The following is an 18,465-nucleotide window of genomic DNA, read 5'->3' as shown; positions in this document are numbered from 1 at the left end:
CGACTCAACCCTCCCTGATCACTGCGCGCTCCTGCCGCGCCAAGTCGAGACACTATGGCCACAATCAGAAAGGATCTATCCCTGTCAGCGATCATCGCGGGCTTTATCGCCGTGATCATTTCCTATGCCGGCCCCCTCATCATCGTGTTCCAGGCAGCCAAGGAGGCACACTTGGACAACGACGTGGTCTCCTCGTGGATCTGGGCCATTTCCATCGGCAGCGGGATCACCGGCCTGGTCCTGAGCTGGCGCCTGCGTATTCCAGTGATCACGGCGTGGTCGACACCGGGCGCGGCGTTACTGGTGTCGATGCTGCCGACCGTTACCCTGCCCCAAGCCATCGGCGCCTATGTGGTGGCGTCGCTGATCATTGCCGTAGTGGGGTTGTCCGGCGCGTTCGACAAGCTGATGAGCCGCCTGCCCAAAGCCATCGCCGCCGCCATGCTCGCCGGCATCCTGTTCCGCTTCGGCGCAGAGTTGTTCACTTCGATCAAGCTGCAGCCGGCGCTGGTGTTGTCGATGATTGCGGCTTACCTGATCTGCAAGCGCTTTTCGCCGCGCTACGCGATTCTGTCAGTGCTGGTGGTCGGCTGCGCGATGGCCGCCGCGTTCGGAGAACTCAACAGTGGTTCGATCACCATCGCGGTGGCCCATCCGGTCTTTATCGCCCCTGAATGGAGCTGGCATGCAATCATCAACATTGGCCTGCCATTGGCGCTGGTGACGTTGACCGGCCAGTACGTACCGGGCATGGCGGTCTTACGCACCTCGGGCTACAACACACCGGCGCGCTCGATCATTTCGGTCACCGCGATTGGCTCGGCCCTGATGGCGCCCTTCGGCTCCCACGGTTTGAACCTGGCGGCCATTACTGCGGCGATCTGCACCGGTCGCGAAGCCCATGAGGACCGTGACAAACGCTATATCGCCGGCATCGCCTGCGGGGTGTTCTATATCCTGATGGGCACCTTCGGCGCGACGCTGGCCTCAGTGTTTTCCGCCCTGCCGAAAGAGCTGATCGCCTCCCTCGCCGGTCTCGCCCTGTTCGGCGCAATCAGCGCCGGGTTGACCGGTGCCATGGCGGATGAGAAACAGCGGGAAGCAGCGCTGATCACCTTTCTGGTGACCGCGTCGGGCATGAGTTTCCTGGGGCTGGCCGCCGCATTCTGGGGCCTGATCTTCGGCCTCGTGGCGCATTTCGTGCTGGCCTATACCCGGCAAAGCAAAACCGCCGTCATCGCCGCGGGCAACTGATCATGACGGCTCGCGATTGTGCTGCGAGCCGCTTTTATCGATACAGCAAACGCTCTGCCAGCTCATCCGCCACCCGGGCCGGCGAACGTTTCTCCGCCTGGGCATGGGCGAAGACCTCCGTGAGCCGAGCAGCGATTTTCGACAGGTGGGCCGTGATGGTCGACAGCTCTTCACCGCGATGTTTGAGGGCGACGTAGATCAGCCCACCGGAGTTGATCACATAGTCCGGCGCATAGAGAATCCCGCGCTTTTCCAATTGGTCGGCCACTAGCAGGCTGCTCAACTGGTTATGGGCCGAGCCGGCCACGGCCGAGCAACGCAGTTGCGCCACGCTGTGGCTGTTGAGCACACCGCCCAGGCCGCAAGGGGCAAGAATGTCACAAGGGGTGCTGAGCAGCGCATCGTTGGCAATGGGATGGGCGCCCAGTTGCTCCATTGCCAGTTGCACCTTGCCGGGATCGATGTCGCTGACCAGCAGTTCTGCACCGGCCGCGTGCAGCTGTTCGGCCAGGGCATACCCGACATTGCCCAAGCCCTGGATCGCCACGCGCAAGCTTTCAAGATTGTCGCTACCCAGCCGGGCCATGGCCGTGGCACGAATGCCGGCGAATACCCCCATCGCAGCGTGGGGGGCCGGGTCGCCCGAAGCGGTGGTACTGGTGACATGACGGGTCTGTTGGGCGATGCAATCCATGTCGGCCACCGAGGTACCGCTGTCGATGGCGGTGATGTACCGGCCATCCAGTTGCTCGATGCAGCGACCAAAGGCTTCGAACAACGCGGCCCGGCTTTCGACATGGGCCGGACGCATGATCACCGCCACCCCACCGCCTACCGGCAGACCGGCCAGCGCAGCCTTGTAGCTCATGCCCTGGGCCAGGCGCACCGCATCGACCACGGCACTTTCATCGTCGGGGTAGGACAGATAACGACATCCCCCCAAGGCTGGCCCTGGGCGGCTGCTATGAATGGCAATGACCGCCTTCAACCCGGTTGTCGGGTCTACGCTCAAGTGCAGCGATTCAAGGCGGGAGCTTTGCATGAGCGCAAACATCGACAGGCTCCCGAATCACTTCTGTTTGTTTCGCCAGTATAGGCGTGTCGCTGAAATTTGCTGGAGCACGCCGGAATAAGCTGCCTCAACTGTCATCTTTTCGGGCATAACCGTTACCGCATCTCTCTGAGACTGGACGAAAGCCCGTGGCAGAGCTAAAACGAGGCAATGTCCGGAGAGTGTGATGAAACCGCGCCAAGCCTTTTTTGAATGTCTGTACCGTTCGCCTGCGGCGCTGTTCGAAGCGGCGCTGTGGATCGCTGCCGAGCATGATCACGACGTCGACGTACCGGCCTTGCTGAGGGATTTCAGGGATCTGCAGCAGCAGGTCAGCCATGACCTGCCCTTGCTGCCCGTCGCGGAGCTGGGCCAGCCCTTGTTGCGCTGCCTGAATGACCTGGGGTATGCCCAGGACGATTTCACCCCCCTGCGCCCGCGCGTCGCATTGCTCGACAAGGTATTGGCCAGAAAGCGCGGCCAACCATTGGCCCTCGCCCTGATTGCCCTGGAGTTGGCCCGAGGCCTGGAGATACCGATGGTCGGGGTCAATTTCCCCGGTCACTTCCTGCTTCGAGTGCCCGGTGCCGATCACCTGCTCGACCCATGTGGTGGCCGTCGGCTGTACCCCAACGACTGCCGGGAACTGCTGCAGCGTCAATATGGCTCGAACATGCCGCTCAAGGCTGAGCATTTGGCCAGCGCCGAGCCGCTGCAGATGCTCCAGCGCCTGTCACGCAATCTTCGCCAGTTGCATCTGACGAACGACGAGTACATCGACGCACTGATCGATGCCGAACGGGTCCTGGAACTGGGCAACGCCAGCGCCGCCGATTACCTGGCCCGCGCCAGCCTGTACCAGCGTCTCGACTGTCCCAACGCCGAACGCTTCGACCTGGAACACGCGCTGATGCTCAGTGACGACCCGATCCAGCGGATCCGGCTGACGGAGCGGCTGGGGCATCTGCCGCCGAATTCGATTGTGCATTGATCTGCAGGGCAGGCTGACATTCTTGCTGACTGTCAGGCCGCCTTCGCGAGCAGGCTCGCTCCCACACGGGACGGTGTAACGCGAACCATGTGGGAGCGAGCCTGCTCGCGATGGCGCCAGATCAGCCACCCTTGATGTCAGCTGGCAGGCGTGTCCACCTGATGAGCCGGATGCGCTTTCTGGAACGCGGCATGTGCAGCCGCCAGCGCCGCAACGCGACGGATCCGTGGATAACCTTGCAAGGAAACGTTGAAACGCTCAGCCGCGTACAACTGCGGGACCAAGTAGACATCCGCCAATCCTGGCGCAAGGCCGAAACAGTAGCCCTCGTCGCCGATCAACTGCTCCACCGCCGTCAGCCCCTGGCTGATCCAGTGTCCGATCCACTCCGCCACCTGCGTTTCATCATGCCCCCACTGCCGCAGCTTGTTGAGCACGCTGACGTTGTGCAGCGGGTGGATATCACAACCGATCAGGGCAGCGACGCCGCGTTCATGGGCACGAACCGCCAGGTCCGGGTTGAGCAGCGGCACCTGTGGATAACGCTCCTCCAGGTATTCGATGATGGCCGGCGATTGCACCAGCAGCGCCCCCTCGTCGGTACGCAGCGCCGGTACCCGCCCCTGCGGATTGATCGCGAGATAGGCCGGCTGGCGATGTTCGCCTCCCGGCGGTGCGATCAGGTTGACCGGCACGGCACGGTAATCCAGGCCTTTGAGTGCCAGAGCGATGCGCACCCGATAAGACGAGGTGGAGCGGTAATAGGTATAGAGTTCCATGCCCTGCCCCTCAACGCGCCGACAGGATCTTGCCCCGGCATTCGCCGAAACCGATGGAAGCGACGCCCTCACGGCTGCAACGGGCTCGCAGGATGATTTCGTCGCCATCCTCGAGGAATTTGCGCACTTCACCAGACGCCAGCTCGATCGGTTTCTTGCCGCCCTCGGTGATCTCCAGCAAGCTGCCGAACTGACCGCTCTCCGGACCCGACAAGGTGCCCGAGCCGAACAGGTCGCCGGCCTGCAACTGGCAGCCATTGACGCTATGGTGCGCGACCATCTGCGCCACGGTCCAATACATGTAGCGGGTGTTGCTCAACGTCAGGCGATGGGCCGGCAGATTCTGCTCACGCATGGTTTCGGTCAGCAGCAGGACCTCCAGCTCGATATCAAAGGCGCCGCCGTCCTGGTCGCGCTTGTCCAGCAGATACGGCAGGGGTTGCGGATCGCCTTCCGGCCGCGCCGGTTGAGGGCAGCGGAACGGCTCCAGGGCTTCAGCCGTCACGACCCACGGCGAAATACTGGTCAGAAAGCTCTTTGACAGAAAAGGCCCCAGCGGCTGGTATTCCCAGGCCTGGATATCCCGAGCCGACCAATCGTTGAGCAGGCAGAACCCACCGATGTGCTCGGCGGCGTCACCGATGGCGATGGGCTCGCCCAGTGCATTGCCCTTGCCGATCCAGATCCCCAGCTCCAGCTCGTAGTCCAGCCGCGAGCAGGGGCCGAAGGTCGGTTCACTCTGGCCGGCGGGCAGGGTCTGGCCCTTGGGGCGACGTACATCGGTGCCGGACGGGCGGATGGTCGAGGCGCGACCGTGGTAACCGATGGGAACGTATTTGTAGTTGGGCAACAGCGGGTTGTCGGGGCGGAACAGTTTGCCGACATTCTGCGCATGCTCGATGCCGACGTAGAAGTCGGTGTAGTCGTTGATTTTCGCCGGCAGGTGCATCTGGCAATCCGTCGCCAGAGGAAGCATCTTCGTCCCTTGGGCCAGAATCAGCTCGCGTTGCGCACTGTCTTCGCCCAACAAGGCCTGTAGCCGTTCACGCAAGGCCACCCGGGCATTGCGGCCCAGTTCGAAGAATGCGTTCAACTGGCCGCCGCTCATGGCTTCGACGGCTTCGCGCGCCGCGCCATCGAACAGTCCTGCTTGCAACGCGGCCTGCAGATCGAAAACATGATCGCCAATGGCAACACCGCTTCGCGGAGCACCACCGCCCACGCTGAAGATCCCCAGCGGCAGGTTCTGCAGTGGGAAATCGGCATGGCCGTTGGCGGAGGCAACCCAGCTACGGGCAGGGGAAACTTGGGTCATGGATTATCTCCGGGTCGGGTCGAACGTGACGGGCAGCGAAGCCCAACAGGCATCGTAGTCGGTTTGCAGTTGCGGGCAATCCAGGGCGAAACGGCTCGGGCGCAGCACCTGGCTGGTTTCGAACATGAAGGCCATGGTGTTATCTATTTTCACCGGCGTCAGCTCGGCGTTGATCGCCTTGGTGCAGGTTTCGCCATCCGGACCATGGGCGCTCATGCAGCTGTGCAAGGAGGCGCCACCCGGCACGAAACCCTCGGCCTTGGCATCGTAGGCGCCCTGGATCAGGCCCATGAATTCGTTCATCAGGTTGCGGTGGAACCACGGTGGACGGAAGGTTTTTTCCGCGACCATCCAGCGCGGCGGGAAGATCACGAAGTCGAGATTGGCCAGGCCGTGGACGCTGGTAGGCGAGGTCAACACGGTGAAGATCGAAGGGTCCGGATGATCGAAGCTGACCGTGCCGATGGTGTTGAAGCGGCGCAGGTCGTATTTGTACGGCACGTTGTTGCCGTGCCAGGCCACGACGTCGAACGGCGAATGATCCAGTTCGCAAGCCCACAACTCACCGAGGAATTTCTGCACCAGCGTGGTCGGTTGTGGAAGGTTCTCGTAATGCGCGACTGGTGTCAGGAAGTCCCGCGGGTTGGCCAGGCCGTTGCTGCCGATGGGGCCGAGATCAGGCAGGCGCAGCGGCGCGCCATGGTTCTCGGCGAGGTAGCCGCGGGCCTGCGGATCGAGCAGCTCGATGCGAAACTTCAGGCCGCGAGGCAGCACGGCGATTTCCAGCGGAACCAGTTCCAGCCGGCCCAGCTCGGTGACGATTCGCAGTCGCCCTGACTGCGGCACGATCAGCCACTCGCCGTCCGCATTGAAGAACACCCGCTCCATGGAGCGGTTGGCACGGTAGTGAAAGATACTGATGCCGGCGGGCTTGTCCTGGCCGGCATTGGCCGCCATGCGCACCAGCCCGTCGATGAAGTCAGTGGGTTCGGCGGGGATGTCCAAGGGATTCCAGCGCAGGCGATTCGGTGTGACCTCGCCCAGCGCCCCGCCAGCCAACTGGCGCTCCAGTTTGATGAATGCCGGATGGTTGGCCGATGGCCGGATGCGATACATCCAGGTACGCCGCGCCTCGCTGCGAGTCATGGTGAACGCCGTACCGGAAAACAACTCGGCGTAGAGACCGTATGGCGCCTTCTGCGGAGAGTTCTGGCCGGCAGGCAGCGCACCAGGCAGCGCTTCACTGGCAAATTCGTTGCCGAAGCCTGATTGGTACGCCAGCCCTGACGCTGTGGAATCGAGGTTCATGGAGCCTCCTGAACATCTGTTATTTTTATCGTAATTCGATTACGCATAACGTAATTTGCTCGACAGCGACCGTCAAGCTATAAAGACGCCCATTCGCTCCCGGATCCAGCGCCTCCATGGAAACCCCGCTCAATAACAGCAAGCAGAAAGTCCGCTCGGCCGAAGTCGGCACCGACATCCTCAAAGCCCTGGCCGAACTTTCCCCCTCCACGTCGCTGTCGCGCCTGGCCGAACACGTGCAGATGCCGGCGAGCAAGGTTCATCGCTATCTGCAGGCCTTGATAGCCAGCGGTTTCGCCGAACAGAACACCGCCACCAACCACTACGGCCTGGGGCGCGAAGCCTTGCGGGTGGGCCTGGCGGCGCTGAATGGCATGGACGTGCTGCAAGTGGCCGCCCTGCCCCTGGCGGAACTGCGGGATGACTTGAACGAAACCTGTTTCCTGGCGGTGTGGGGCAATCACGGCGCGACCGTGGTACGGATCGAACCCGCCGTGCGCGCCGTGACCGTGGTGACGCAACTGGGTTCGGTGTTGCCGTTGCTCAGTTCGTCCACCGGACTGGTGTTCAGTGCCTATCTGCCGGAGCGCGAGACCATCGAGCTGCGAGAACAGGAAGTGGCGAGCAGCGGCAATCACGCACTGGCCGACGACCGTGCCTATGCCACCCTGTGCGAGCAGATCCGCGGTCGGGGATTGCACCATGTGCATGGCTTGCTGATGCCGGGGGTGGACGCCTTGTCCGCGCCGGTCTTCAATGCCGTCGGCCAGGTCACGGCCGTCATGACCATCGTCGGCCCGACCTCGCTGTTCCATGCCGATGAGAATGGCCCGGCGGCCCAACGACTGTTGGCGGCGACCCGGGCCGTGAGTTGGCGAATGGGGTATGAGTCCGACTCAGGATCAGCTCAGACTAACCCATGACCCCCATGACCTTGGCCTTCGCCACCGCCTGGGTACGTCGCTGTACACCCAACTTGCTATGTATCCGCCGCGCATGGGTTTTAACCGTGTGCAACGATATGAACAGTTGTTCGGCAATCTGCTGGTTTGAATAACCTTGGGCAATCAGGCCCAGGACTTCCAACTCTCGCTGGCTGAGCAACGTGTCTTCGGTGCCGGTCGCCGGCTGTCCGACGGTCTCAGCCGATTGCGCCCAACGCAGCAGTTCCGGCTGACGCAAGCGCAGCTCGCACAGGGCCTGCTGCGCGCGCCAACAGGCGACCCGCTCGAGGCCTTCCAGCATCAGCACACGGGCCTGTGCATGATCGCCGCACAGCCAGACGACTTCGGCCAACGCCAGATGCAGCTCGGTTTCCAGCGCCTGCATGCCGCAGCGCTGCGCCTGGGCAATCATGATCTCCAGTCGGGCCTGCGGGTCTTGCGCCCGCTGCAGGTAGACCTCGGCCAGTATCAGCAGGTATTCAAGCCGCGGGATCAATTCCAGGGTCGCCGGTGGCGCGTGTTTGGCCTTTGGGCCGCGAAAATGCCGCAGGACCCGGGTCAACGCTTCATGGGCCAGCTCCGGGCGGCCCTGTTGCAACCAGAACTGACAACTGGTCTGCAGCAATACGCCACGGTATACGGTGTCGGGAATGTGCCGCTGCTGCATGACCCGCTCGGCTTCACGCAGTTGCACAAAGGCCTCGCCGTAGTCGCCCTGATTGGCGGCCAGGCTGGCCTTGCCGAGAAACCCATAGAGCACTTGTTTGTCCTGGCTATGCATGCTCGTTTCCAGGCCCGTTTGAAACTGCTCCGCTGCTTGCTCCTCGAACCCCATGCGCAATGCCAGGCGACCGCGTCGCAGGGCAATGCGACCCAGCAACGGAGAAAAGTCCTGGCCTGGTTTATCGAGCAACGCCTGGACCGCCCCCAACAGATGGTCGGCCCGATGGGGCGCGCCGCGTTGCTCCAGCAATTGGGCGTGATCGAGCTCCAACAACCCCTCGAACACCAGCGAGCCCTGTGCACGCGCCAGGCATAGCGCCTGGCGATTGATCCATTGTGCCGACGCCAGCTCGCCCTTGAGCAAGGCCTGTTGTGTCAGCCCAGACTGGCACAGCAGCCTCGAAGCCCAAGCCTCCGGATCCAGGCTGCTCTGGGCCTGGAGAAAGTGTTCGCTCGCCTGATCCCCCTCGCCTGCCAGGTGCCACAACCAGCCACTGAGAACCTGCCACCGCGCAACCAACTGACGCTGCTGGCAGGCCTTGGGCTGGGGGGCAAACCTGGCCAGTTGCTCAATGCATTCCAATGCCTGATCGAAGCGCCCGGCGAACAACAGCGCGGCCGTCACCAGACCCACCGATTGCGGCGTACCCAGCGTCAGCGCTTCGCCCTGTCGATCATGCAAGTCCAGCAACAGCACCACGGTGCGACGTTGCAAGACGTGTTCGAAGCTCAGGTGCTGCAAGAAACTGACGGCGGCCTCGAACTCTTCAGCCAGCATCGCCTGCTCGAACGCCATTGGCCAGTCCTGCTCGGCGGCAAACCACTGGCAAGCCCGTCGATGCCAGGACCGTCCCTGCGGCCACGGTTCCTCGCGTACCAACCGGGCCAGGGCCGGGAATACCTGCAACCAGTCCGACGACTGCTCCCAGGGTTCGATGAAACACCCCAGGTCCCTCAACAAGGGCAGGCATTCCGCACCTACGGTGTCACCGAACAGATGTTCGCACAGCCGTGCATTGAAGCGCGGCAGATGGGCCAGCACGCGCCAGGCCTGTGCCTGGTCCGGGGGCAATGCACTGAACAGCTCGTGCTCGAGGTAATCAAGCAAGGTGCCGGGGCGCCCCGGTGATGCGTGGCGGCGCGCCCACTCGCAACGCTCGAGCAAGGCAATGCGCACACCGGCGCACCAGCCACCGCTGCGCTGTATCACCTCGCGGGCCGTACGGGTCGCCAGAGGGCCGGGCAAATGACCGAGCAACGGTTGAATATCCTCAGGGCTGAACATCAGCGCCTTCGCGTCGAATTCGTGCAACTCATCATCGAGCAGCAAGCGCAACCAGTTGCAGTGTGGACGGCGACGGCCATTGAGCCACAGGTGCAGCGCCGGGCTGCTGGCGTTCAACAGACGGTCGAGCAACTGGTCCAGTTCGGGATTAGGCACCCGGCAATAATCATCCAGGAACAGCCATGTCGGCGTCTGCAAGCGCGCCAGATGGGACAGCAGCGCTGCCTCCCCAATCACCGGCAGCCCGAGGGTCTGCGCCAGTTGCTCGCACATTTGCTGCACGTCCAGCGCCGCGCCACCCAGCGGCAACCAATGCAGTCGACATCCGGCGGGAGCCTGGAGGAAACATTCGGCGAACAACGCACTCTTGCCACTGCCCGGCGGCGCGCAGAGCAGTTTTATCCGTGCTTGCGAGGTGAGCAAAGGCTCGCTCAGGGACCGTCGCGGCACATGCGTCGAGGACAGGCGAGGCAACAATCCTGGACGGTCCGGACACGGGGTCATGGCGGTCATGTGCGAGGGTCCTTTTTTATTGTTCTCTCATCACCCTAGCCCTGTGTCGCCAACCTTTGGAGAAGTATTCAGCGCGCTGATCGCGCCTCATAAGAAGACAACCGGACAGATGTTCCTGTGACGAGGGGATTCATCCCCGCTGCGGCGCGCAGCGGCCCCAAACCCTACGACTCGATGTATCAGGCTGATTGAGTCGTCTGTGTTGGGGCTGCTGCGCAGCCCAGCGGGGATGAATCCCCTCGCCACAGATAAATCCCCTCGCCACAGTCAGAAGACCATCGAGGCTTACCGAACCCCGCTCGAGCGCAACGCCGCCGGTGTGTAGTCGGCTGCCCTGGCCTCGAAACCATACTCATAGCTGTGCTTCTCTTCGTTCTTCATGCCCAGCGCAATGTAGCGGCCGGCAATGATGTCGTAGAGCGTCTCGAGGGTGTAGCCGGGGTTCTGGTGGTCGTAATAGAACTGCGCATGCCCTTCGGCCACGCGCCACAATTGACCACGGCCGTCGTAGTGATCCACCAGCGCCGCCTGCCAGCTGTCCTCGTCGAAGTACATGTGGCGCTTGGCATAGATGTGTCGCTCGTTGGGCTTGACCGTACCGATCACTTCCCAGACCCGGTGCAACTCGTATCGGGTCAGGTCCTGGTTGATGTGGCCGGCCTTGATCACGTCGTCGTACTTGAGGCTCGGTGAATCGAGTTTGTAGCTGTTGTACGGAATGTACATTTCCTTCTTGCCGATCAACTGCCAGTCGTAGCGGTCCGGCGCACCGGAGAACAGGTCGAAGTTGTCGGAAGTACGCAACCCGTCGGCGGCGGTGCCCGGGCCATCGTAGGCCACCTGTGGGGCGCGGCGCACACGGCGCTGGCCGGCGTTGTAGATCCAGGCCAGGCGTGGTTCCTTCACTTGGTCGAGGGTTTCATGCACCAGCAGCACATTGCCGGCCAGACGTGCGGGGGCGGTGACTTCCTGCTTGAAATAGGTCAGCACGTTGCTGGCTTTTTCCGGATCGGCGTCCTTGATCAGGGCCGGCACAGCCACTTCCTCTTCGAAACGGATCGGCGTAAAGCTGCCGTTGGTCTGCGGTGTGGCCTGGGTGATGATGCGCCGCAGGTTGCCACCGTGATAACGGGTGATGTGGTTCCAGATGACTTCCACACCGTTCTTGGGAATCGGAAACGCGTAGTAACGGTTGCCGGTGAAATTGGCCAGTCCGTTACCGTCGTTGATCGCGGTGACATTGAGTGCGCTGCGCTTGGCCGACTCGTAGATTTCCGGCGGCAACCCTACGCTGCGATGGGTCGGATAAACCGGGATCTTGTAGGTTTCCGGGTAGCGCTTGAACATCGCGACCTGACCTTCGGAAAGCTTGTCCTTGTACTTGTCCACCGTCGCGGCAGTAATGATGAACAGTGGCTTCTCATTGGCGAACGGATCCGCCAGAAAGCCCTTGCTGTCCACGGCACCGGCGTTTTTCGGGATACCACCGGTCCAGGCCGGGATCGAGCCATCGGCATTACCGGCTTTCTCCGCTCCCAGCGGCGTCAGGCTGGTGCCCAGTTTGTTCGCCTCGTCCGGCGAGACCGCCGCCATCACGTTTGCGGCCAGCAGGCTCAAGGCCAGGGCACCGCATTGCAGGATCATCTTGCGCATAGGGTTTTCCTTGTCAGCCAGATCAGAAGTTCACGCCGAAGCTCAACGCGAGGAAGTCGCGATCCTTGAGGACGTTGTAGTCGCCGCCGAAAAAGTCGGTGTAGCTCAGGCTGGCGGTGTAGGTGTTGCGATAGTCGGCATCGACGCCGAGGCTGACGGCCTTGGCGCCCTCGTTGAACAGGCCGTTGGGACCGTAGCCGGCCACGTCATGGGACCAGGACACGTTGGGTTTGAAGTTGATGCCGGCGACGACGTTGGAGTAGTCGAGGATCGCCCGGGCGCGATAGCCCCATGAGGTCGAGGTGACGAAGCCATCGGTGTCACCGTTGAACCCGTATTGGCCATAGACCGAGTCGCGGCCGTAACGCAGTTTGTCCTTGGACTCCAGCCCACCGACATGCACCACCGCCGCCTCGCCCACCAGGGTCAAGCGATCCGCACCCCATACCTGATCGACGAAGTGGGTCAGGGTGCTTTGGATCTGGGTGATTTCCTTGCGGCGGTAGCCGGTGTTGTCGGCGCCCGGCGAAGTGGCGATAGGTGACGCTGCGCCACCGGCTATTGGATTTAGCAAGGCCAGGGTCAGGTCGTTGGTGTTGAGCTGCACCGGTGCGTTGGGGCGATAGCTGATCTCACCGGTCCATGCGGTGCCGGTGGGCAGCGTGGTGGAGAAGCTGGCACCGTACAGGCGTATGTCCTCAGGGTATTCGAGGTAGTACTGACCGCGGCCGAGCATCACGCTTTGGGCCAGGCCGGCACCACTGCCCGGCGACAGGCCGTTGGCAATCGCAACCATTCCCGGCAAAGCCGCCAGGGTTGAGGCTCCCGCCGTCGTGGTACCGACAGTAGGGGTGCGACTGTGATAGTTCATGAAGTACAAGCCGTACTCGGTGTCATCACCAAGCCAGCGCAACGCCGTACCCCACTGGCCGGAGTCACGGGCATCACGGTCGCCGCCACGAGGAATGACCACGCCTTCGCTGGACACCTCGATCCCCTGACCGAACGCCTGGGTCAGCGGTACGAACGGCGCGATAGCCGGGCTGCCCACGGTATAGCCACTGGTGCAGCCATCCGCTACCACGTCATTGCCGAAGAACGTGCCGCAGTTGTCCACCACCGTCTGGTCCCACTCCAACTGGTAGAAGCCCTCGATGGTGAGCTTGTCGGTCAGGCCTTGGGAGGCGAACAGCATGTTCACCGGAATCAGTCCTTCCTTGATCTCGGCACCCGGGCGACGGAATGCGGACACGTCCACCGGGTTGATGCTGTTGATGGAGTTGCCGATGAAGGTACTCTCCCCCCAACTGACCACCTGTTTGCCGGCACGCACGGTGCCCGGCAGATCGGCGATGGAATAGTTGTGATAGACGAAGGCATCGAGAATCTCCGCCCCCGAAGACTTGGCGCCCTCCTTGCGATTACTGTCGCTGATGTCCTTGAACGGACGGCTTTCGTCCTTCAGCTCGAAGTCATACCAGTACTTGCCACGCACGAACACGCCGGTATCACCGTACTTGAGCTCAAGGTCGTGCAGGCCCTTGAAGATCTTCGAGAAGGTCTCGCCCTTCTTGAAATTCAGCCGTCCATCATCACCCGTGGAAGACTGACCCCTACCGCCGTTGACCGTGCCGATAAAGTCCTTGTTGGCATCGCTCATACCCCAGCTCGCGCCCACGGACAGCGAGGAGTCGAACTGGCCTTCGATCTCGCCAATGTTGAATGAGACGGCCTGCGCCTGGGCGCAGCAGCCCAAGGCCACCGCGACGGCCAGCGCCTGCGGCTTGAAGATGGCGCGCATTGTTATTGTTGTCATGCGTCTTCCCCGGTGAGTGACAGAGTCTTCACCCTACTGCCGCCCGCCACGGTCGATAAGCGCACCAAGGAGGTATTCACGTTGTCGCTCGAAAGGATTAGTGCCCGCACGAGACGGGGCTTTGCACACGCCATGGATGGGCTGGATAGCGGCCCATCAGTTCAACGCATATTCGACGTCTTGTTTCGACTGTTGCGCGCGCCGTAACAGTGCATGTCCGGATCCGCTCTGTTTCCCGATGCGCCCGATCCCTATGCTGGCCGGGCTTTCAGGGTAACGGGCCTGCAAGCACCCGCCATGGCATCCCTCACGCCTGGCGCACCGTCATTCGGATGGATTATCGATCCATCACCCCGTGCTTACCGACGTTGGTTTGTGGCTCCTTTGCAACGTCATCTTCAGGCCGCTGCTTTTTGCAGCGGCCTTTTTTATGTGGGTTATTTTTTTCCAGGGTGAAACTTCTCGATTCCCACAACATCTTCGGAATCTCTCACCTGCACACCCTCTGCGAACAAACTTATAGTATTTTTTCGTTCACAACAGCACTGACATATATGACGGTGGACAGGTTTATCACTGAACACTGACAAACACTATTTCAGTACCCGCATTCGAAAGGAACTCGACATGCCACAAGAAAAGAACATCCTTGTAAATAGAGGAATACCTCTCAGGCGCTCACCATCTTTAAATTTAGGACCTGGCGGATCAATTCCGAACGGCTCTGGATTTGGAGGAATGTCAGGCACTGCCTACTCCGACCTCGGTCCCGACACAATCGATTACGCCAATGAATGGCTGATTGAAAGCAACACCGATACCGAGAAGATTTACAGGGAAAACATTAAAAATCTCAAACATATAACCGATGCCGAACTTTCACAAACCAGAGAGACTGCTCGTAAGATGCTCCCCCTTGGGGTTGATGCTAACAACATTGAAGCAAGAACACTCACCCTACACTTGTCAAAAGCAAGGGCAGACCACCAAGAACAAGTAACAATAGCCAATCGTTATTACGGACATGACCCACTGACCCACAAAGGTCGCGATCCCTTTTACAAGGGATTCGATGCCCCGGACCGCATCTCGCAAGGGGAGTATTACAAAGCAGTAGGAAAATGGAATATCTCTTACGCTGCTGCTTACGAAGCAAAGTTTCTGGCTGAACAGATAAAGCTATTGGAAGCGCGCTTAGTCATACAAAACAAAGTCGTCGCCGAAGCCAGCGCAAGAACAGCGGCAGCAGCTCAGGCAAAAGCCCAGGCTGACAGACAGCGTACAGCCGCTATAAAAGCACGCAAGGCCGCCAAAGCCGAGGCCAAACGTAATGCCAAAAGAAGACGGATTGCAGCGAAAGCAGCCCAACGTCAGGCAGAAATCCCTGAAGCACGTAAACCAGTCTTGGCTGCCACCACACGTCCAGTATTAGCCTCCGCTGCAATTGCTCCCGCATTAAGCGTTATCGGAGGAAGCTTCGCCGCCGATCAGGTGATCGCCTTGGCAATCACTAATGCGTTACGCGCCGCAGCCGCGGCAGTCATCGATACCCTTATCACCCTTGCTGGGCCCGCTGCCGCTGGGATTACAGCCCTGGTTTATACCTCGGAATTAGGTAACGGCGATCTCTATGTACTGAGTGTTCCTCTGTCGGAACTCGCGCCGGACAACACCGATGACCTGCATGCCATCGCCACATCAAGAGGTGAAACCCATCTCCCGGTTGCTCTGGGTTCCAGGACCATCGCCAACAAAACGGAGTTCATCGTTGCTGCCACCCCGGCCGACTCAACGCTCGCCAAAGTACCGGTCAGGCTGGCTACCTTTGACCCACAGGAAAATATCTACAAGTCCCATAGCCAGGACGCCGAATCCATTGGCATAACCTGGACGCCTGTCGTAACGACGGACAATGTCTCTACCTCCCTGCCTGCAAGCATCCCTGATGTTATTCATTACAGCGGCGCCATCCTGGAAATTAAGGCAGGGCGACTCGATACACATCCAGAGCTGGATCGTTATAGCTTTGGCGGGTTCGTCACGGTATTTCCGGTTGAGTCAGGCATCGCGCCGCTCTATACCGTGTTCAGCAATCCCTATGAGGGAGCAACGACAAAAGGAGAGCACAGTGGACGGGACTTCAATCCAGATAAGGCAGGTGGGCCTATTATTGATCTGGACTGGAGAACGGCGACGGTTACCCGGGAGGGGATAGATACCATTAAGCTGCATATAGCAAGACTGAGCCCGTCAGATGCGAATGGCGTCATGATAAAACGGCTTGAAAATATTCTGAGCGGCGACATTGATATCACCGATACAGACCTACGGTACTACACTCATGAAATCAGAGAACTCGAAAGATTTCGAAATCTTGGACTTAGGGATGATTTTGTGCCTACAGATGACTCATCCTATTGGAACAATGCCCACACAGCGACGCTTGAAGATTATAAAATTCAAGATCGAGCATCATTACTTTATACAACGGATGCCCTAGCCAAAGCAGACCTACAGGACGAAAGAGATTACAAAAAAATGCTGAAGGAGATGGGGCAATGAACATTATTGAACAAATAGTAAAGAACGAGCCACTAGAAGAAATCGTTACAGTATTTGCGCTACTAAAGCCCCTCCCACATCTAGACATGATGATCCGACGTCATAATCCTGAGCTTGTACAGCACGGGGAACTTGAAAGGACTTACACCAAACTTTTCGAAGCCGGGATACTGGCAATCGGCCAAAAAGGGCTCTGCATTAAAGGGCCTAACTGGAAAGCACCAAAATTCTTCCTTGAAAAAAGATACACCTAACCATTAGCCGCTGCCTGTGCAGCGGCTTCTTCCTTCCAGGTTATAGAACCCCACAAACCAAACGCCAATTCCTACAAAAGACCAAGACCCTCACTACAAGCCAATTTGAAGATCATTGTTAGTCTGAAGTTAATCGAAGCGCGCAGCTTCGACCCCTTCAATTATCAATGAGCACATTTATGTACCCGATAAATTCCACCCGTTACCGTTCAAACAAAGGCCACAACAACCGCATTCGCTTTCTGATCTTCCACTACACGGCCGCCAATTTCTCATCTTCCATCAGCGCACTGACCGGCGCCTCCGTCAGCGCCCATTACCTGGTTCCGGACTTCACTGACCCGAGTTATGCGCAAGCAGGTTTCAACGAGCCGCAGATTTTCAATCTGGTGGACGAAAACAAGCGTGCCTGGCACGCAGGGGTGAGCAGTTGGGGCAATCGCAACAATTTGAACGACACGTCCATTGGAGTCGAAATCGTCAATCTGGCCGCTGATCACCAGGGAACATTCACCTTCCCGCCTTACTCACCGCAGCAAATCGAAGCAGTGGAGCAGTTGGCCCTCGACATACTCGGGCGTTATCCCGATATCAGCCCGGTCAATGTCGTGGCGCATTCGGACATCGCCGCCGGGCGCAAGAGTGACCCGGGCCCGATGTTTCCCTGGCATGCTTTGTATCTGAAAGGCATCGGCGCGTGGTTCGATGACTGCACGCAACAGTCTTTCCTGCAGGCCTACCGATGCGTGGGTGTGCCGGCGCGGGAACATCTGCTGGGGCTGTTCAGGAAGTATGGGTATGACACGACGGCGGCCACGACGGGCATGGGTTTCCAGCGTTTGGTGAGGGCCTTCCAGTTGCACTTTCGGCCGGCGAAACATGACGGGGTGATGGATATCGAGACAGCGGCGAACCTGGCGGCCTTGGTAAAGAAGTACTTTCCCTGAGCACGGTTATCGTCGGCAACGACAACCGGCCCAGACAATAAAGGTTACACGGCGTAACGCTGCATGTTCGCCATCATTTCCTTCAACGCTTCCAGGTTGTCATTGGGATGCACCGCGTTGTCGAAATCGCAGATCTGTTGCCAATGGGCAGCAACATCTTCGGGCGAGAAGCCTTTGCTTGGATCGAACCCGACGCCGAGGCTGCGCTCCCAGCGTACCTTGCCCATCCAGCCGCCGCCCACTTCGAACAACCCGGAGGTTTCCTGGCAGGCTTCGCTGGCCAGGTACACCACCAACGGGCTGACGAATTCGGGCTTAAGCTGTTCGAACACTTGCGGCGGCATCAGGCCTTCGGTCATGCGCGTGCCGCCGGTGGGAGCGATGGCGTTGACCAGGATATTGTTCTTGCGCCCCTCGATAGCCAGGGTGCGAGTCAGGCCATAAAGGCCGAGCTTGGCCATACCGTAGTTGGATTGGCCGAAGTTGCCGTAGATGCCGGACGTGGAAGCGGTGAAGATTACCCGGCCATAATTTTGCTCACGCAGGTGCGGCCAGGCGGCACGGGTGACTTTGTACGCGCCCTCGACGTGAACGCGATAGACCAGGTCCCAATCGGCGTCGTCCATTTTGTGGAAGGTCTTGTCCCGCAGGATACCGGCGTTGTTCACCACGACATCGACCCGGCCAAACGCATCGAGGGCGTTTTGCACAAGCTTGTCGCCATCGGTAACGGAATCGTGGTTCGCCTCGGCAATCCCCCCGGCCTCGCGGATTTCAGCGACCACCCGATCCGCCGCCGAAGCATTGGCCCCTTCCCCCTGGGCCGAGCCGCCGAGGTCGTTGACCAGCACCTTGGCGCCTTGCCTGGCGAACAGCAGCGCATGGGCCCGCCCCAGCCCACCGCCGGCTCCCGTGACGATTACCACTTTATCTTCGAAGCGCACAGACTCACTCATGGGCAGAACTCCAGCAGGCCGAGGATTTAAAACCTGAGTGTCAGGCACGGGGCTGACGGTCACAATCAACACGGTTTAGAGTGAATGGTAGGCGATAAGACAGGGGGATGATGC

The 18,465-nt window shown here is 60.1% G+C and carries 14 protein-coding genes; 6 read left to right on the top strand and 8 right to left on the bottom strand.

The genetic code is table 11. From position 1 onward, the window contains the following. The first annotated feature begins 54 nt into the window (after window positions 1–54). Entirely contained in the window at window positions 55–1,254 is a 1,200-nt protein-coding gene (locus AD665_RS14485) for a benzoate/H(+) symporter BenE family transporter (protein WP_024777537.1), read from the top strand. Window positions 1,255–1,288: 34 nt separating this feature from the next. Here the strand turns inward: AD665_RS14485 and AD665_RS14480 are convergent, their stop codons facing one another. Continuing rightward, window positions 1,289–2,308 carry a Glu/Leu/Phe/Val dehydrogenase family protein gene (locus AD665_RS14480; protein WP_024777536.1) on the bottom strand — a complete coding sequence of 340 codons (1,020 nt, stop codon included), beginning with the start codon at window positions 2,306–2,308 and terminating at the stop codon, window positions 1,289–1,291. Between the two features lie 184 nt (window positions 2,309–2,492). Between AD665_RS14480 and AD665_RS14475 the strand changes: the two genes are divergently transcribed. Continuing rightward, the gene (locus tag AD665_RS14475) at window positions 2,493–3,296 is read left to right on the top strand and encodes a SirB1 family protein (RefSeq protein ID WP_024777535.1); all 804 of its coding nucleotides are present in this window, start codon (window positions 2,493–2,495) and stop codon (window positions 3,294–3,296) included. 137 nt (window positions 3,297–3,433) lie between these two features. Here AD665_RS14475 and maiA read toward each other — a convergent pair whose 3' ends face one another. Genes maiA through hmgA form a run of 3 tightly spaced genes read right to left on the bottom strand, consistent with a single transcriptional unit; the run spans window position 3,434 to window position 6,698 of the window. After that, window positions 3,434–4,075, bottom strand: a complete 642-nt coding sequence (gene maiA / locus AD665_RS14470; RefSeq protein WP_024777534.1) for a maleylacetoacetate isomerase — start codon at window positions 4,073–4,075, stop codon at window positions 3,434–3,436. Window positions 4,076–4,085: 10 nt separating this feature from the next. Further along, the gene (fahA, locus tag AD665_RS14465) at window positions 4,086–5,390 is read right to left on the bottom strand and encodes a fumarylacetoacetase (RefSeq protein WP_024777533.1); all 1,305 of its coding nucleotides are present in this window, start codon (window positions 5,388–5,390) and stop codon (window positions 4,086–4,088) included. A 3-nt stretch (window positions 5,391–5,393) separates the two neighbouring features. Beyond that, window positions 5,394–6,698 (bottom strand): homogentisate 1,2-dioxygenase, encoded by a 1,305-nt coding sequence (gene hmgA, locus AD665_RS14460; RefSeq protein ID WP_024777532.1) that lies wholly within the window; start codon window positions 6,696–6,698, stop codon window positions 5,394–5,396. 116 nt (window positions 6,699–6,814) lie between these two features. On the opposite strand from hmgA, the gene AD665_RS14455 reads away from it, so the two are divergent. Beyond that, entirely contained in the window at window positions 6,815–7,621 is an 807-nt protein-coding gene (locus tag AD665_RS14455) for an IclR family transcriptional regulator (protein ID WP_024777531.1), read from the top strand. On the opposite strand, the gene AD665_RS14450 is transcribed toward AD665_RS14455, so the two are convergent. The 3 genes from AD665_RS14450 to AD665_RS14440 form a co-directional block, all read right to left on the bottom strand. Further along, window positions 7,611–10,163, bottom strand: a complete 2,553-nt coding sequence (locus AD665_RS14450) for a helix-turn-helix transcriptional regulator (protein WP_024777530.1) — start codon at window positions 10,161–10,163, stop codon at window positions 7,611–7,613. The genes AD665_RS14455 and AD665_RS14450 overlap by 11 nt on opposite strands. Window positions 10,164–10,448: 285 nt before the next feature. Further along, on the bottom strand, window positions 10,449–11,816 hold the full coding sequence (locus AD665_RS14445) for a DUF1329 domain-containing protein (RefSeq protein ID WP_024777529.1): 1,368 nt from the start codon (window positions 11,814–11,816) through the stop codon (window positions 10,449–10,451). Between the two features lie 22 nt (window positions 11,817–11,838). After that, window positions 11,839–13,632, bottom strand: a complete 1,794-nt coding sequence (locus AD665_RS14440; protein ID WP_024777528.1) for a DUF1302 domain-containing protein — start codon at window positions 13,630–13,632, stop codon at window positions 11,839–11,841. Between the two features lie 627 nt (window positions 13,633–14,259). Between AD665_RS14440 and AD665_RS14435 the strand changes: the two genes are divergently transcribed. The 3 genes from AD665_RS14435 to AD665_RS14425 all read left to right on the top strand — a co-directional run bounded on the left by AD665_RS14435 (window position 14,260) and on the right by AD665_RS14425 (window position 17,395). Beyond that, complete coding sequence (locus AD665_RS14435) at window positions 14,260–16,194, top strand: S-type pyocin domain-containing protein (protein WP_080996589.1); 1,935 nt, start codon at window positions 14,260–14,262, stop codon at window positions 16,192–16,194. Then, entirely contained in the window at window positions 16,191–16,448 is a 258-nt protein-coding gene (locus tag AD665_RS14430; protein WP_024777526.1) for a hypothetical protein, read from the top strand. Before AD665_RS14435 ends, AD665_RS14430 begins: the two co-directional genes overlap by 4 nt. A 179-nt stretch (window positions 16,449–16,627) precedes the next feature. Next, window positions 16,628–17,395 carry an N-acetylmuramoyl-L-alanine amidase gene (locus tag AD665_RS14425; protein WP_024777525.1) on the top strand — a complete coding sequence of 256 codons (768 nt, stop codon included), beginning with the start codon at window positions 16,628–16,630 and terminating at the stop codon, window positions 17,393–17,395. Window positions 17,396–17,439: 44 nt separating this feature from the next. Here the strand turns inward: AD665_RS14425 and AD665_RS14420 are convergent, their stop codons facing one another. Then, on the bottom strand, window positions 17,440–18,351 hold the full coding sequence (locus AD665_RS14420) for an SDR family oxidoreductase (protein ID WP_053192539.1): 912 nt from the start codon (window positions 18,349–18,351) through the stop codon (window positions 17,440–17,442). Window positions 18,352–18,465 lie beyond the last annotated feature (114 nt).

It is taken from the genome of Pseudomonas corrugata, assembly GCF_001269905.1.
Lineage (GTDB): Bacteria > Pseudomonadota > Gammaproteobacteria > Pseudomonadales > Pseudomonadaceae > Aquipseudomonas > Aquipseudomonas corrugata.
Note: the sequence above shows the minus strand (reverse complement) of the source record. Positions and strands in the feature narration are given on the sequence as shown.